The sequence below is a fragment of the Paenibacillus sp. KACC 21273 genome (assembly GCF_028736095.1).
GTDB lineage: Bacteria > Bacillota > Bacilli > Paenibacillales > Paenibacillaceae > Saccharibacillus > Saccharibacillus kyungheensis.
The window spans coordinates 4170095-4184944 of record NZ_CP117876.1 but is presented as its reverse complement, the minus strand read 5'-3'; the positions used below and the strand labels follow the sequence as shown (position 1 = coordinate 4184944).

At 37.5% G+C, this 14850-nt stretch carries 16 protein-coding genes and 1 riboswitch; of the genes, 8 read left to right on the top strand and 8 right to left on the bottom strand.

Annotated features, from left to right (window positions below; all coding sequences use genetic code 11):
- Positions 1 to 60 precede the first annotated feature (60 nt).
- Together PQ460_RS18465 and PQ460_RS18460 are read left to right on the top strand one after the other, a co-directional pair.
- Positions 61 to 228 carry a hypothetical protein gene (locus tag PQ460_RS18465; RefSeq protein WP_273615216.1) on the top strand — a complete coding sequence of 56 codons (168 nt, stop codon included), beginning with the start codon at positions 61 to 63 and terminating at the stop codon, positions 226 to 228.
- A 277-nt stretch (positions 229 to 505) separates the two neighbouring features.
- Positions 506 to 2107 carry a TolC family protein gene (locus PQ460_RS18460; protein ID WP_274170698.1) on the top strand — a complete coding sequence of 534 codons (1602 nt, stop codon included), beginning with the start codon at positions 506 to 508 and terminating at the stop codon, positions 2105 to 2107.
- A 95-nt stretch (positions 2108 to 2202) separates the two neighbouring features.
- Here the strand turns inward: PQ460_RS18460 and PQ460_RS18455 are convergent, their stop codons facing one another.
- From PQ460_RS18455 to queC, 8 genes are all read right to left on the bottom strand, one after another.
- Positions 2203 to 3459 (bottom strand): MFS transporter, encoded by a 1257-nt coding sequence (locus PQ460_RS18455; protein WP_273615218.1) that lies wholly within the window; start codon positions 3457 to 3459, stop codon positions 2203 to 2205.
- A 387-nt stretch (positions 3460 to 3846) separates the two neighbouring features.
- Positions 3847 to 4809 (bottom strand): S8 family peptidase, encoded by a 963-nt coding sequence (locus PQ460_RS18450; RefSeq protein ID WP_274170697.1) that lies wholly within the window; start codon positions 4807 to 4809, stop codon positions 3847 to 3849.
- A 343-nt stretch (positions 4810 to 5152) separates the two neighbouring features.
- On the bottom strand, positions 5153 to 5869 hold the full coding sequence (gene budA, locus PQ460_RS18445; protein WP_274170696.1) for an acetolactate decarboxylase: 717 nt from the start codon (positions 5867 to 5869) through the stop codon (positions 5153 to 5155).
- A gap of 83 nt (positions 5870 to 5952) precedes the next feature.
- Positions 5953 to 7671, bottom strand: coding sequence for an acetolactate synthase AlsS (alsS, locus tag PQ460_RS18440; RefSeq protein WP_274170695.1), 1719 nt, complete (start codon positions 7669 to 7671; stop codon positions 5953 to 5955).
- Between the two features lie 682 nt (positions 7672 to 8353).
- Positions 8354 to 8851, bottom strand: coding sequence for a preQ(1) synthase (gene queF / locus PQ460_RS18435; RefSeq protein ID WP_273615221.1), 498 nt, complete (start codon positions 8849 to 8851; stop codon positions 8354 to 8356).
- An 87-nt stretch (positions 8852 to 8938) separates the two neighbouring features.
- Entirely contained in the window at positions 8939 to 9670 is a 732-nt protein-coding gene (gene queE / locus PQ460_RS18430) for a 7-carboxy-7-deazaguanine synthase QueE (protein ID WP_274172966.1), read from the bottom strand.
- 158 nt (positions 9671 to 9828) lie between these two features.
- Positions 9829 to 10317: a 6-carboxytetrahydropterin synthase QueD gene (queD, locus tag PQ460_RS18425; protein ID WP_204825297.1), complete on the bottom strand. Its 489-nt coding sequence runs from the start codon at positions 10315 to 10317 to the stop codon at positions 9829 to 9831.
- On the bottom strand, positions 10314 to 10997 hold the full coding sequence (gene queC, locus PQ460_RS18420) for a 7-cyano-7-deazaguanine synthase QueC (RefSeq protein WP_274170694.1): 684 nt from the start codon (positions 10995 to 10997) through the stop codon (positions 10314 to 10316). The genes queD and queC overlap by 4 nt, the downstream gene beginning before the upstream one ends.
- 221 nt (positions 10998 to 11218) lie before the next feature.
- A riboswitch (PreQ1 riboswitch) is annotated at positions 11219 to 11262 on the bottom strand.
- A 462-nt stretch (positions 11263 to 11724) separates the two neighbouring features.
- Here queC and fosB point away from each other — a divergent pair.
- From fosB to PQ460_RS18390, 6 genes are all read left to right on the top strand, one after another.
- On the top strand, positions 11725 to 12120 hold the full coding sequence (fosB, locus tag PQ460_RS18415) for a metallothiol transferase FosB (protein ID WP_420540664.1): 396 nt from the start codon (positions 11725 to 11727) through the stop codon (positions 12118 to 12120).
- A gap of 198 nt (positions 12121 to 12318) precedes the next feature.
- Complete coding sequence (locus tag PQ460_RS18410; protein WP_274170693.1) at positions 12319 to 12990, top strand: VOC family protein; 672 nt, start codon at positions 12319 to 12321, stop codon at positions 12988 to 12990.
- 31 nt (positions 12991 to 13021) lie between these two features.
- A complete protein-coding gene (locus PQ460_RS18405) occupies positions 13022 to 13351 on the top strand; it encodes a hypothetical protein (RefSeq protein ID WP_273615225.1) in 330 nt (109 codons plus the stop codon).
- A gap of 29 nt (positions 13352 to 13380) precedes the next feature.
- On the top strand, positions 13381 to 13638 hold the full coding sequence (locus PQ460_RS18400; protein WP_274170692.1) for a hypothetical protein: 258 nt from the start codon (positions 13381 to 13383) through the stop codon (positions 13636 to 13638).
- 39 nt (positions 13639 to 13677) lie between these two features.
- Positions 13678 to 13974, top strand: a complete 297-nt coding sequence (locus PQ460_RS18395; protein WP_274170691.1) for a hypothetical protein — start codon at positions 13678 to 13680, stop codon at positions 13972 to 13974.
- 263 nt (positions 13975 to 14237) lie between these two features.
- Positions 14238 to 14837, top strand: coding sequence for a hypothetical protein (locus PQ460_RS18390; RefSeq protein ID WP_274170690.1), 600 nt, complete (start codon positions 14238 to 14240; stop codon positions 14835 to 14837).
- The last annotated feature ends 13 nt before the right edge of the window (positions 14838 to 14850 follow it).

Below are 14850 nucleotides of genomic sequence, written 5' to 3'. Positions count from 1 at the left end.
CGAATGGTAAGATTGTAGTATCATAATATATACAATATATGGAAGAGAAGGTGATTCATTGTGAGACCGACAGATCATTATGATCCAGATCAGAGGAACAATAATACGCCAAATCACAAACTTCATTATATAAATACAAAGCCTGCTATGGTGCGAGAAAAAATACATCTTTTACTTGCTGCGTCTATTTTGGTAGCACTGGTGGTTATTTTATTAGAGTGGACTTAAGGAAAGGGATATCTCAAGGTATGATTTTATTTTAAAATAATGTTTGAACAAGGATTACGTATATGTCATTTAAGGTATATAATATAGAGGTAGGGTATTCATACATTTATATAAGTAGAAGAAACGATTTTTTAAATCAAACTTATTTTTAATTATAAATGATTTATTGAATTGTAGTTGATTTATTTTGTTAGTAATGCTAAATTAATTTTATTAGCTATACTAAATGTTTTTGGCAGAAGCATTCATTTGCGAGTGAAAGTATTTTTTTGAATATATGAAAAGAGGTAATATGGATATGAAAAAAGGAATGGTCGGCGCTTCTCTTCTGGCTATGGTACTTGTAGCATCTCAACCACTAACTATGGCTCATGCTGCGGATGCAATACCGACTCCAGTTGTAACAGACACAACAGCTACCCCAGCATCACAATTAACGATCTCTGGAGCAGGCGAATTGAAAAAGCTTGATACTTTGGATCTAAATACAGTTATCAATCTAGCACTAAATGATTCTTATAACCTTGCACTTCTTCAATTAAAATATAAAGTGTTAGATCAACAAAATGCGAGTCTAGGTGTAAATCTAGTTGACTTGAATAATAGCTTTAATATTCAAGCAGGTAATGGTTCTCCTGTATTGCATGTTCCATCTGATAATAATAGTGGTACAGATTCAGGTGTTAACGGTGATGATTCACAAAGTGGTTCTGTAACTACAGTAAGTCCTTCACTAAAAGCTGCTAATACAGTGAGCGCTCAAGCAGAAGATGCTACGCCAGCTGCAACAACAGACAATAGTGGTTCTGGATCTGCTAGTGCTACAGATGCTGCTGATCCTACACCAGCACCTACTCCTGAACCATCAAAGCCAGATCCAAGTGATGCTTACGAGCAACAATTAAAAGAACTTCAAGATGCTGTAGGTAAAATTTCGGATGGACTAAATAAAAGTGCAGCCGCTCAAAACACACAACTTGAAACTTCTCGTAAAACACTAGAAAAAAATATTAACAGCTTGGATACTCAAAAAGAAAATACAGAACTTCAAATCAATGAAGCTAAAGAAGGTATCAAACTTGGTATGACAGGTCAATATGTACAACTGTTGGCAAGTCAAAAACAAGTTCAATTGTCTAAAGACTATATCGATGTATTGACTCGTGATGTACAACGTGCTCAAACATTACAGTCTCTAGGATCAGGTACACAAGAAGATATCGATAAAGCAAATCGTGCTTTGTTAGCAGAAAAAGATAACTTAACTAATCTTGAAGATGCTTACCAAAAAGCATTGATTACTATTTCATTTGATCTAGGTATTGAATACAATCCAAATATTCAATTAACAGATATTGATGTAACTGTAGAACCGGTTACAAAGAAAAATGTAGATACAATCTTGTCTTCTTCATACCAAGTACAGACGCTTGCTAATGGCATTGTTCAAGCTCAATGGGAAGAAGATAACCAAGATAAAAATGCAGCCAACAGCTTTGATGAGCAAGCAACCAAAGCAAATACTGAAATTGCTAGACAACAATTGACTCAAGGTAAAATTGATTTGGCTAAATCTATCGAATCAAGTTACACTGATGCAGATACAGCATATAAAAGTGTTGTAACAGCGCAACGTACAGTAAGTGATGTGACTCTGGATAATACCAATATGCAGATTCGTTACAACGCTGGCGTAGTAACAAAATACGATTTTGATAAATTCCAATATCAAGTACATGTAGATCAAGTGAAACAAGACTTGGCTAAACTACAATTTTATGTACAACAAGCTAAAGTACAAGCTATGGAAAACGGATATATTGCAGCTTCTTCTAGTGCTGCTGCTTCCGGTGCTTCATCTGCTTCTAGCGCAGGTTAAGTATTATCTATTCAACAAAAAAAGCCTATCCTTTGTATAAAGGGTGGGCTTTTTTCTATATATATGATTTTACTAAAAGCACGATTATATAGTGATTACGCTTCAGAAGCACCTTCTGTCCATTCACTTAATTTGCGATCAGAAGGAAGTAAGAACGTGATGACTCCAAGTAATGGCAAAAAGCTACATAACTGCATCACAGGCGAGATCCCTATTTTATCAATCCAGTTACCTACGACTAAGGCTCCAAGTCCGCCTAATCCAAAAGCCAATCCTGTAATCAATCCAGATACAGTACCAATTTTGCCAGGGATAAGCATTTGAGCATAGACGACAGTGACTGAAAAGCTAGAAATAAGAATAAATCCGATAATCGTTAACAATACGCCGCTCCAAAATAAATTAGCATACGGCAAAATCAAAGCTAAAGGTGCTGAACCTGCCATCGATGCAAAAATAAGATTTCGTTTTCCAAAACGATCTGCTAGTGTACCACCGAAAAAAGTACCTAAAGCCCCAGCAGCTAAAAATAGAAAAATGTAAATCTGTGCATCGCCTACACTTAGTCCAAAACCCTCGATTAAATTAAAACTATAATAACTTGCAATCGAAGACGAATACCAAGAGCGCACAAAAACAAGTGAAATTAAAATAATCATTGCAAATGCAATTCGATTTTTCAGTTCAGGGCGAATTTTTCCAGCATTGCGATGCTTTTTGGCAAAACTTTCACTACGAATCGTTCGTCCATACCAGCGTGCGATAAAGATTTGAACAATAATTCCTGCCGCTGCAACTCCGGTAAATCCGATAGCTCCGAATTGACCATACGGTACAAAGATCAGTGAAGTGAGCAGGGGAGCTAGTGATTGTCCTGCATTACCACCCACCTGAAAAATAGACTGAGCCAATCCTCTTCGATTCCCGGCCGCCATATGAGACACTTTGGAACCTTCAGGATGAAAAGTTGCTGACCCTAATCCGACAAATACTACAGCTAGCAACACTGCTGAATAAGAACTTGCATAAGCAAGTAATAACATGCCTGTAAATGTAAATCCCATTCCGATAGGCAGGAGAGAAGGGGTAGGACGCTTATCTGAAAAAAGACCAACAACAGGTTGCATAATAGAAGCGGTAAAATTAATCGCAAACGCAATCCAACCAATTTGCGTATAACTGAGATTCATCGTTTCTTTTAAAATAGGAAAAATAGCTGGAATGACCGATTGCATCGAATCGTTAAACAAATGAACAAGGGAGATTGCAAGTAAAACTCCGAATATTGTCTGATTCGCTGTAGAACCGGGAGAAGCATTGTTTATCTTTTTGGTGAGTGATGGCAACGACATGTTCATAATACTCCTTTTTTCAGTATAATATACACGCTGTAACACAAAAAAACCTTTTAGTTCATCACTAAAAAGGCACTGAGTCCAAAAAAGAATCACATGGCGATCATCTTTTCCGTCTCGGTCCCAAGCAGGATCAGAGCAGAAAACAATGTAAAGTCAGCTTAAATGGATATTCACCCATTCACTGGCTTAGTCCTAACACCTCCAACATACATATGTATTGTATAGCTATTTGTAAAGCTAAAAGTACAATTCGGATCTACCGATATTGTCTTTTTATCAGTATATCAGAAATGACATACAGGTTCATTCTAGAAAAAAATAAAACGTATCTACATCTACACTAAAGTAGACATAAATACGCAGAATATGAATCTGATGCATTTAAATATTTAACAGTCTAGCAATAGTCTGTGGTTTGAATAATTTGGCAAGCTCTTCTTGAGCAGTCAGATAGACCATTCCATTTCCTTCGAGACGAGGAGAGTCACCGAGAGGAATCGTACGCTTGATCAATTGAGCATAAAGTTCAGGCTCTGTTAACTCTCGTTCAAAGCTTTGATTCGCGATTACTTTGATTAACGCCATCGCACCGGATACATGAGGAGTAGCCATAGAGGTTCCGCTCAGTGTGGCATATTTACCATCCAAATATGTCGATAATATATTTTCACCTGGAGCCACTAGATCAACTTCATTATTCGAGTTCGAAAATTCGGAAGATTGGCGATTAAGATTGATTGCGCCTACACTAATGACTTCATTATAATAACCAGGGTATCCATATTCGTCAGTATTAGAATCGTTGTCGCCTTCATTTCCAGCGGCACAGATCACTAGAATATTGCTGTTGACTGCTTTTTGAATCGCTTCATGTAATTCAGGTACATCATCAGGCCCACCAAGAGACATCGAAATAATATCTACTTTTTGCTCGATAGCATACTCGATTCCTTGAATAATCCAGTCAATTTGACCGGAACCATCTTTATTTAAAACTTTACCAATGAGTAAATTCACTTCTGGAGCTACACCGACTACACCTGTATTGTTTTGGATCGCTGCAATCGTACCTGCTACATGAGTACCATGACCATTATAATCTTCATAGATATCAGGGTTACTTTGATCATCATCTGTAAAGTTACGTCCTTTGGTAATACGACCTTGTAGATCAGGATGATCTGTATCACAGCCTGTATCGAGTATAGCGACAGTAATACCTGCACCTTTGGTAGTGTCCCAGACTTGCGGAGCTTGAATCATTTCTACACCTGTTGGTGTTTCAGTAACTTGTTCTGCATGAGCAATCACTTCGTAAGGAATAATACGCATATTACGTTCCATGTTTTACCCTCCTTTAAATCATATCTGATCAGATCAACAACAATAAAGCTTGAAAGCTTACTTGCATGAACGAACGATAAGGTAGGATGGAAGTATCAACAAAAGTGTATATTCGAATATAGGTACAGTGTAACAATAATAAAGAGCCCAACACAGTTGCTATAGCCTTAGATATTGAACTTCTTTTGCTTTTATATATACAAAAATTGTTAAAAATTGACGAAAAACAATACAAAAAAGAACCTACCTCTTCTTCGTCAAAAGAAAGGTAGGTTAAGTAATAGGGAGGGTATAACTGGTCTAGCATCAAAAATATTCATCAAACACTATAAAGTGTGTTGATTTAGTAAGCACCTTCAGCAGTCATAATATCGCGCTCCAAATTAGGAGCTTCAAGATTGGCATGTAAATACTCTTGATCATGTGGAAGAGCCAATTGGAAATCTTCGCTACTGCATATTGAAATCGTGCAGTGATCCACAATAAAGTCGAGCACATGACCACCACCATTACGCTCATCATTAATAAAGTGTAAGTGATAACCTGCTACACCAATTCCTTGAGCAAATGCTGGTGTCCAGAAGCCTGCAATCACTCCGCCTGTATTAGGGAAATGGAAAGAGGGCTGCGATTTGGTTACTTCGATAAACGGTTTGTACGGTTTTTGTTGATGCGGTACAGTTCGTGTATTGACTTCACGGAACTGACCATCGATACGTATTGCATGAAAAATATTAGGGCTATCCAGTAGATCGTCCAGTACTTTTTCCAATTGTTGACGAGTCAGTGTGCGATTGATCTGGAATGTTTTTTCCTCTTCAAAAAAAGTCACTGTCGAGAACGGTGTACTTTCTTGCATACCGACCTGCTGAGCACTACCGTCTGGATACAGGTGATAGAATTTACCATCAAAAGCGATCATTTCACCATCCAATTGATGAAAAGTACCAATGCCGAAATCACCATGTTTTTTGAGTTCGCCAAATGTGACTGAACCATCATACATACCGCTGAGTAAAGCGATCATTGTTGAAGCTTGATATATTACGTGATTTCCCATTTCTGTCTGACTCCTTTTTCAAATAAAATCCAATGTTATCCATAAATAATTGTTATACGATTGTTGAGATCAATAAATCTGTATTAGTTGATCGCATCAGGCAATAGTTTTTCACCTAATTTGATATTATCTTGATAATCAATAGGTACATCCATAACAACAGGACCTTGATGTGCCATCGCTTGACGGAGTACATCTTCTAACTCTTCAGGACGATTGACACGTAGCCCTAATGCGCCAAAACTTTCAGCATATTTTACAATATCGACTTTGCCAAAATCGACACCAGAGGTACGACCGTATTTCATCACTTGTTGAAAAGCAACCATATCGTAAGCACCATCACGCCATACAATATGCACCAGTGGTGTATTTAAGCGGACAGCCGTTTCTAGTTCCATCGAAGAGAATAAGAAGCCGCCATCACCAGAAATCGAAATTACTTTTTCATTCGGACGTACTAATGAAGCGCCGATTGCCCAAGGCATCGCCACACCTAACGTCTGCATACCGTTACTAAACAACAGACGACGAGGTTCGTAAGAACGGAAGTAACGTGCCATCCAGATGTAATGGGAGCCAACGTCGCAAGCCACAGTGACTGTATCGCCGATCATACCGCGTAATGTTTTCATAAATTCTATCGGATGAACAAGATCTGGATGCGAAGAATGGAATCCTTGACCATCTTGTTCTAGTTTATGATGTAAACGTGCAAGCACTTCAAGCGATTGTGAAGAAAGGCGTAAACCTTCCAACTGTGTAGATAACGCTTCTATATTAAGCGCAATATTACCGATCAATTCGCTTTGTGGTTGATAATAATGATCAATATCCGCTTTGCGATTATCTAAATGAAAAACAAGTCGTTGACCTTCTTGATTCCATAAATGAGGATCATACTCGATAGGATCATAACCCACAGTGAGCACTAGATCAGATTGTTTGAGTAGTAGATCACCAGGTTGATTACAGAACAGTCCGACTCGACCTAGAAAGTGTTTTTCGAGATCACGCGAGATAGCGCCAGCAGCTTGGAATGTTTCGACTACTGGAATATCAGTATCACGAATCAGTTCACGAATCGCTTGTGTTACTTCAGGGCTACTTGCTTTCATACCTAATAAAATAACAGGCAATTTGGCTTGGCGAATCGCTGTAGCCACTTCATCAATCAGATGAGTAGGTGCTGTACCAAGCTGTGGTGTATGCATTGTATGGAAATTGAATTTTTTAGCTTCACTTACCAGTACATCCATCGGCAAACTAACAAAAGCAGCTCCCGGTTGAGAAGCAGAAGCTTCACGGAACGCATTCGTAATTGCTTCGCCTACATTGTTAGGATGTTCGACTTCAACGCTGTATTTGGTAACCGGTTCGAACAATCCTGCATTATCCATCGATTGGTGAGTACGTTTAAGACGATCTGTTCTGGAGACTGCACCTGCAAGAGCAACTACTGGATCACTTTCGGCATTGGCTGTTGCAAGACCTGTGACTAAATTAGATGCGCCTGGACCTGAAGTCACAAGACATACGCCAGGTTTCCCTGTTAAACGACCGATTGCCGCCGCCATAAAAGCAGCATTTTGTTCATGACGACATACGATTAATTGTGGACCTCGATCTTGCAAAACATCAAATACTGCATCAATCTTAGCTCCTGGAATGCCGAAGATATATTCAACTCCTTGAGCGATAAGGCTATCAACAACAACATCAGCACCTGTTGTCACCTTTGTTTTCGCTACGTCGGTTGGATTCGTTGTTTTAATTTTGGTTTCTGTACTCAATCTGTCCATCTCCTTTTTCTGTTTATGAAAATAATCATTTTCTTTTCTGTACTTTCTTGTAAGTATGGAAAAGAGTACATTACCTATTTTATTCCCAAATAAAGTAAAATCAACTGTTAAAATTTTAAATATTTGATGGAAGCGATACCAGAAAATACTATAAAAAATAGTTAAAAATCACAGAATATAATTATAGCGAAATTTAAAATAACGCTTTCGTAACAATAGTTTTTGAATATGAAATATCATAAATACCAGATTGTTGATTTTTAAATGAATTTAAATAGTCTATTTTAATGGAAATAAATGAATAACAAATTAATATCATTATAAGATCATATGTACGGCTACCATTGAGCGCAGAAGGATTGTTAAAAAGAATTATAAGTGACTTTTATATTCAAATTGTTATATATAAAAGAGAATAATGATAAGGTGTTAGCCAGATTGTTCATACGCTTATTCCGACTATAGGGATAGGTTTTTCTATCATTATGGAAGTTAAAATGAAGTAGAGAAAGTAAAGAATTTAAAGATAATTTGGAAATAAAATATTTTTAGTATATTTTGTGAACACCATAAATCGACAAAATAATATATGCTTTATCATAGAAAAATAACAAAAAAAGCTAACGCAATAACACGTTAGCTTCAAGCAAAATTCTATTTATAGAGCATTTTCATATTACAATTAACGATTATCGATCGTTTCAGGATACATATCATGATTCATCATACGGTGCTCTGCCATTTGCTCATACTTGGTTCCTGGCTTGCCATAGTTCGTATATGGATCGATAGAGATCCCGCCGCGTGGCGTAAATTTACCCCAGACTTCGATATAACGAGGTTCCATTAATTTAACTAGATCGTTCAAAATAATATTCATACAGTCTTCATGGAAATCACCATGATTGCGGAAACTGAACAGGTAGAGCTTAAGTGACTTACTTTCAACCATTTTTTGATCAGGGATATAACTGATATAGATTGTAGCAAAGTCTGGCTGTCCTGTAATCGGGCAAAGGCTTGTAAATTCAGGGCAGTTAAATTTGACGAAGTAATCGCGATAAGGATGTTTATTATCAAAATTTTCAAGAATACTTGGATCGTATTCAAAATTGTATTTGACGCCTTGATTGCCGAGCAATGTTAAATCTTGCATTTCATCTGGTTGTCTTCCTGACATAAGAACAAATCTCCTCTAAATATATAATGACTTTCAATTTACTGCTTCTAGCATGTTACGTGAAAAAATGAAGTATATTATGATCTGCTACACTCCGCGCTTATTGCCCCATACCAGTGTATGCAGTTGCGGTAAAATACGAGCATCATTAAAAGCAGGCATTTCCATCGCTTGATCGATCAGCCACTCATAACGCTTCAATAAAGAAGCAGCAATCTGATCATCTGCACTGGTCACATCCGGATTACCCGTCTGTAAATAAAGCAATACATTCGGATAGCGCACATGTACTTTCTCTGCATAAGCCAGATCATGTTCATCAAAAATAACCACTTTAAGGCTAAACGAATGAGCAAACTGTGATGTTCCTGCATAAGATAAAGACGTTTCTTGCGCTTGAGCGGTATAGCGACTAATCTGATTGTGTTCCAGACGACGAATAATATCATCTAGCATTTCAAAATTTGTTGTCATTCCTGAACTTGGTGGCTTAGGAGAGATCGTAACTTCATTAATATCGGTCAACCAATCTTGCCATTTGGAACCTTGAGTCTCAACAGCGGTGCGAATCCCTTTTTCAGCAAGCAACTTCACCAGCTCACCTAATTGAGGAAGCAATGCAGGATTCCCGCCTGAGATTGTCACATGGTTAAAGCGATTGCCACCAATTTCAAACAATTGAGCATGCACTTCTTCAGCGCTAAGGCGCATAATCTGATCTTTGGCACTGCCATCCCATGTAAAAGCAGAATCACACCAGCTACAACGATAATCGCAACCAGCTGTACGGACAAACATCGTTTTCTGCCCGATCACCATTCCTTCACCTTGTACAGTAGGTCCAAAAATCTCCAGTACAGGAATAGGAGCTACTTTGGCTTGAGTGGTGTGTTCGGAATGATGATGGTCGTTAGCATCTGAGCTGGCTAACTGGTTCGCTTTGGCAACTTGCTCGGCGTTTACTTTAAAGGTTGTACTCATGCTTGCATCCACTCCCGTCTTGCTTCTGCGTAACTGGTTGGTGTCTCATACAATTGTACAAATTCTACACGTCCGCCTTCGACTTGAGCTGCATAAGGCTCACTTTGTAATGCTAATTCCATTTGTTCATATAACCACACGACCATATTTTCAGCCGTTGTATTCATCGGAGGTAGTGTCTCATTCAAATAACGGTGATCCAGAAAAGGTTCGATATGTGCTTTCCAAATGTCTTTAATATCGCCAAAATCTACAACGATTCCATTATCACTCGGAATACCACTAATTCCAAAAATCACCCGGTACGTATGACCATGCAGATTCATACATTTACCTTCATAGGCATGTAAATGATGCGCCGCATCAAATGTAAATTCTTTATTGATAAGCACCCGTCTACGATGGTAGCGGAGCTGTTCATGTTGGATATCTGTACCATACTGCTGCAACTTTTCGACGATACGGAAAGGGCCCGGTTGATTCATCGACGTGTACCTTCAGTAGAGTTGTTTTGTTGACGTTCTGCCAGATAACGATCCAGTCCAGCTTGACGCAATTTGCAAGCAGGACATTCTCCGCAACCGGAGCCAACTATACCGTTGTAGCAAGTTAACGTTTTTTCACGTACATAATCAAAAGCACCTAATTGATCTGCCATTTCCCATGTCTGAGCTTTATCAAGCCACATCAAAGGAGTATGAATCACAAATTGATGATCCATGGATAGATTCAACGTTACATTAAGTGATTTGACGAAAATATCACGACAATCGGGATATCCGCTAAAATCCGTTTCACAGACACCGGTAATAATATGACGCGCGCCTTTTTGTTTGGCCATAATCGAAGCAAAACTCAAGAACAACAAGTTACGTCCATCCACAAATGTGCTTGGTAATTCGCCTTCTTCGTGCGTAATATCAATATCCGAACGAGTTAGCGCATTAGGAGCCAATTGGTTGAGTAGACTCATATCGAGAATCGTTTGCTCAACACCTAATTCGTTAGCGATTTGAGTAGCGACTTCGATCTCTGCGCTATGACGTTGACCATAGTTGAACGTTACCACTTCTACTTCAGCAAATTGTTCTTTTGCCCAGAACAAACAGGTTGTACTATCTTGGCCACCACTGAAAACGACGACCGCTTTTTCATTTTTAAGCATAAAAAAATCTCTCCATTTCCTTAAAGGGATATCAAGACATCAGCATGAAAATCACTTGGTCAAAAGAATCTGTATCATTCTAATTAGCAAAGTGTTCTACATACTACATCTTGTCGTCCTTCGGGAAGAAGAGAGTTCCATGAACCTGTCCAACAAAAAACAAACCTCATATCAATGCTAAAAAAGACACAAATGATCTTTTTTAATCGTTGCATTAATCAGGATTGATAGTTTTTTATAGAGGGAGTTCGCGAACCTCTCCCGCGTTGCTCTGTACGGAACCACGTTATCTACTTTATCAGCAGAAAGTAGTTCTTTGCAGGACACCACGGATTATCTTCTGTTCAGGATAAAACTTAAAAAAACTGCTTCGTTAGTATAGCATATTTGCAAGCAATGATGCATGATTAGAACTAAATAATTTATAAAGATTTTAAAGGAGTAATCGATGGAAAAATACATATGTGCTGTATGTGGATATGATCAATTGGACGAACCGCAATGGGAAGGTGATTCGCCAAGTTATCAAATATGTGATTGTTGCTATTTTCAGTCAGGATTTGATAACGATGGAGCGAGTTACCCTGTTAGTGTCGAAGAATATCGCAAACGTTGGTTAGAGAATGGAAGCCCATGGAGAGGATCATATCAAAATCAGCCCGAGCATTGGGATGCAAGAATGCAATTAAAAAATATAAATGTTGATCCAGATAAGGAGGATAAGCCTATTATTCATGGGATAGGACATATTACATTTTCTGTAGCTGATATCGAGCATGCAATGACTTTTTATATTAATGTATTTGCTGTTCAGCCTGTATTAGTCAAACCGAAGACTGTTTATTTTGAAATAGCAGGTATTTGGTTAGCATTGAATGTACAAGAAGATATACCAAGACAAGAGATTCACCAATCATATACTCATATTGCTTTTTCGGTAAAAGAGGAAGATTTAGAAACTTTACAAGTTAGGCTTCAAAGAGCAGGTGCAACAATAGAAGAAGGCCGTCAGCGCAATCCAGAAGGAGAAGGGCAATCTATCTACTTCCGCGATCCGGACGGACATTTACTAGAGTTCCATACAGGGACGTTAGAACAACGATTGGATTATTATCGCAGATAATTTATAAAACTAAGTAGAAGGAGATAAACATTTGGAGGATTGGAACATACGATCAATATTTTAATTAATATTATTTAATCGTAGATGAGAGTTAGAGTTGAATTGCTCAAATAAACATAAGATTTTAAAAATAGAGAATGAATACTACGAATGTTATAGGTTTGATTTTAAAATTTGTACAGGACTAGGTGAATAGTAATGAAATATATATGTGCTGTATGTGGATATGATCAATTGGATGAACCGCAATGGGAAGGTGATGCTCCAAGTTATGAGATATGTTCTTGTTGCTTTTTTCAAGCAGGTTTCGATGATGATGGAGCAAGTGAGCCTGTGACTGTAGAAGAATATCGCAAAAGTTGGTTAAGATATAAGGGTACATGGGCTAACTTTCTTACACGTAGACCAGAAAATTGGGATTTGAGAGAACAGTTGAAAAATATTGATGTTGATTTAGATAAAGAGGATAAGCCTGTTATTCGTAGCATAGGACATATCACTTTTTCTGTAGCAGATATGGAGCGTGCAGTAATTTTTTATATTCATGTTTTTGGCGTACAACCTTTATTAGTAAGACCTAACATAGCTTATTTTGAAAGTGCAGGAATTTGGTGGACATTAAATCTGCAAGAAAATATGGTAAAAGAAGAAAGTAAACAGTCCTATACTCATATAGCTTTTTCAGTAAAAGAAGAAGATATAGAAACGCTACAAGCAAGATTATTAAAAGCAGGTGCAACAATAGAAGAAAGTCATCAGCATAATCCAAATGGGGAAAACAAATCTATCTACTTCCGCGATCCTGATGGACATTTATTAGAGTTCCATACAGGAACCTTGGAACAACAATTGGATTATTATCGCAGATAATTTATAAAACTAAGTAGAAGGAGATAAACATTTGGAGGATTGGAAAAATATTAAAATAGATGGTGTAAATAAGATAGAAAAAGTAGTCGCTGAATTTAATATACATGCAATGGAAAAGCTACCTTTTTTTAAATTTAAAATAAAAATAAGAGAGAGCAGTACAGGTGGATATTTTGGTTCACCAAATGTCGCTGTTAGAAGTCAGATAGATCATGAGCCTGATTGGATTTCAGGTTTTGGTCATTCTATAGATAAAGCATTGGAAGACACGATTATATACTTTTTTAAAACATTAGAAGATATGGATACAAAAAACTTAACTGAAGAAGATTTTGTATGGTCAGATGTTCACGATTTTTAAGAATATTCAATAATTAAGGAGGGTTTCATTTGGATTACTTTGAAAAATATCCGATTGGAAATTGTTGTGTTTGCTCACAAGGATGGGTTGTGATTGTTAAAGAAATTTCCATTCCAAAATATTTTGTGTATTGCAATGAGTGCGAAACAGAATGGGCTCATCCTGAAGATTTTATACTTAGACAAAAGAGCTCAAGGTTTAAATATGAAGATTTCTCTGAACCGAATGATAAAGAAGTGATCGATATAGGTTGGTATAAATATATTGATCAAACCATGTTACAATAAAACAAACAACTGATTTTCATCAACAAAGGAGAATATACAATGAATATCACGATACGTAATGCTCAATTGGAGCAAGTGCCTGAACCGGATAAAGGGTATATTGGCAAAGTGGAATTAGTCGTCGAAGGGCATGCAGAACCTTATGAAGTGACACTGTTCACCAAACGTGGCAAAGAGTGGGATTATAGCTTGCACTTTCTCAATGAACCCGGTAAAGAAGAAGAAATTCTGGCACTGGAAACGCTGATTAGTGAAGATGATGATACGTTTGATCGTATTATTGATGCGGTTTGGGATTTTTATGAAGCGAATGAAGAAAACCCTGCTTCCGAGTAAATCATAGACAACCTATGAAGAAGTAGCTAATATCCGTCATCATTAGACAGGATGTTAGCTATTTTTTGTTATTTTTACATACAATGGAGTTATAACACTTGGCGTAAAGGGTTATTATAGGATAATATGCAAAAGAAGAGCTATTCCATATTCATATATCTAATGAGAGAAAGTAGGAGTTCCAGGCGGCATGATTTTGATGCAGCAATAATTGTACACATCGTAGCTTATAATAGACAGCACATATGGAAGGGAGATGTATGATGATTGGTTTTTTTCGTAACAAAACGGTTCCTTTAGCTGATCAGTGGACACGTCTGAAAGAAGCAGGTATTACCGTAAATGAAGGAATTAGTCTTGAACATTTAATGAGTGGTAAAGATAAAGCTTGGTTTGAGGAGAAGCCTTATGTGCATCTATTGATCGCATTGGGCGGGCAGACATTGATCGAAGAAGAATGGGCAAATCATACAAGTAATATCTGGTATGTGGATCTCAAAGCGGTAGAAGATACCGATATTTATACTCAACTGGCGGAGCGTATGGTGCAAATGACCGATGGCGCCCTTGAAATGAAACATATTCGCAGTTGTGTCGATCATGAGAAACGCAATGTACTGTTTTCGTTTATCTATCAGGGAGAACGGATAGAATGGAATTTGGATTATAAAAATGAATGGATCGATAAAAGCTTTTTTGATCATATGATTGCGCTGGATCGCACACGTAATCCTGAACGACAATTTGTCGCTAGCCCGCAAGATCATCATTTATTGATTGCATATATTGATCAGAAGCAGTTCAAACAGCTTAACAAATGGATCAAACCCGAGTTTGAATTATGGGATAATGGAGCTCGTTAATCGCAAAATGGAT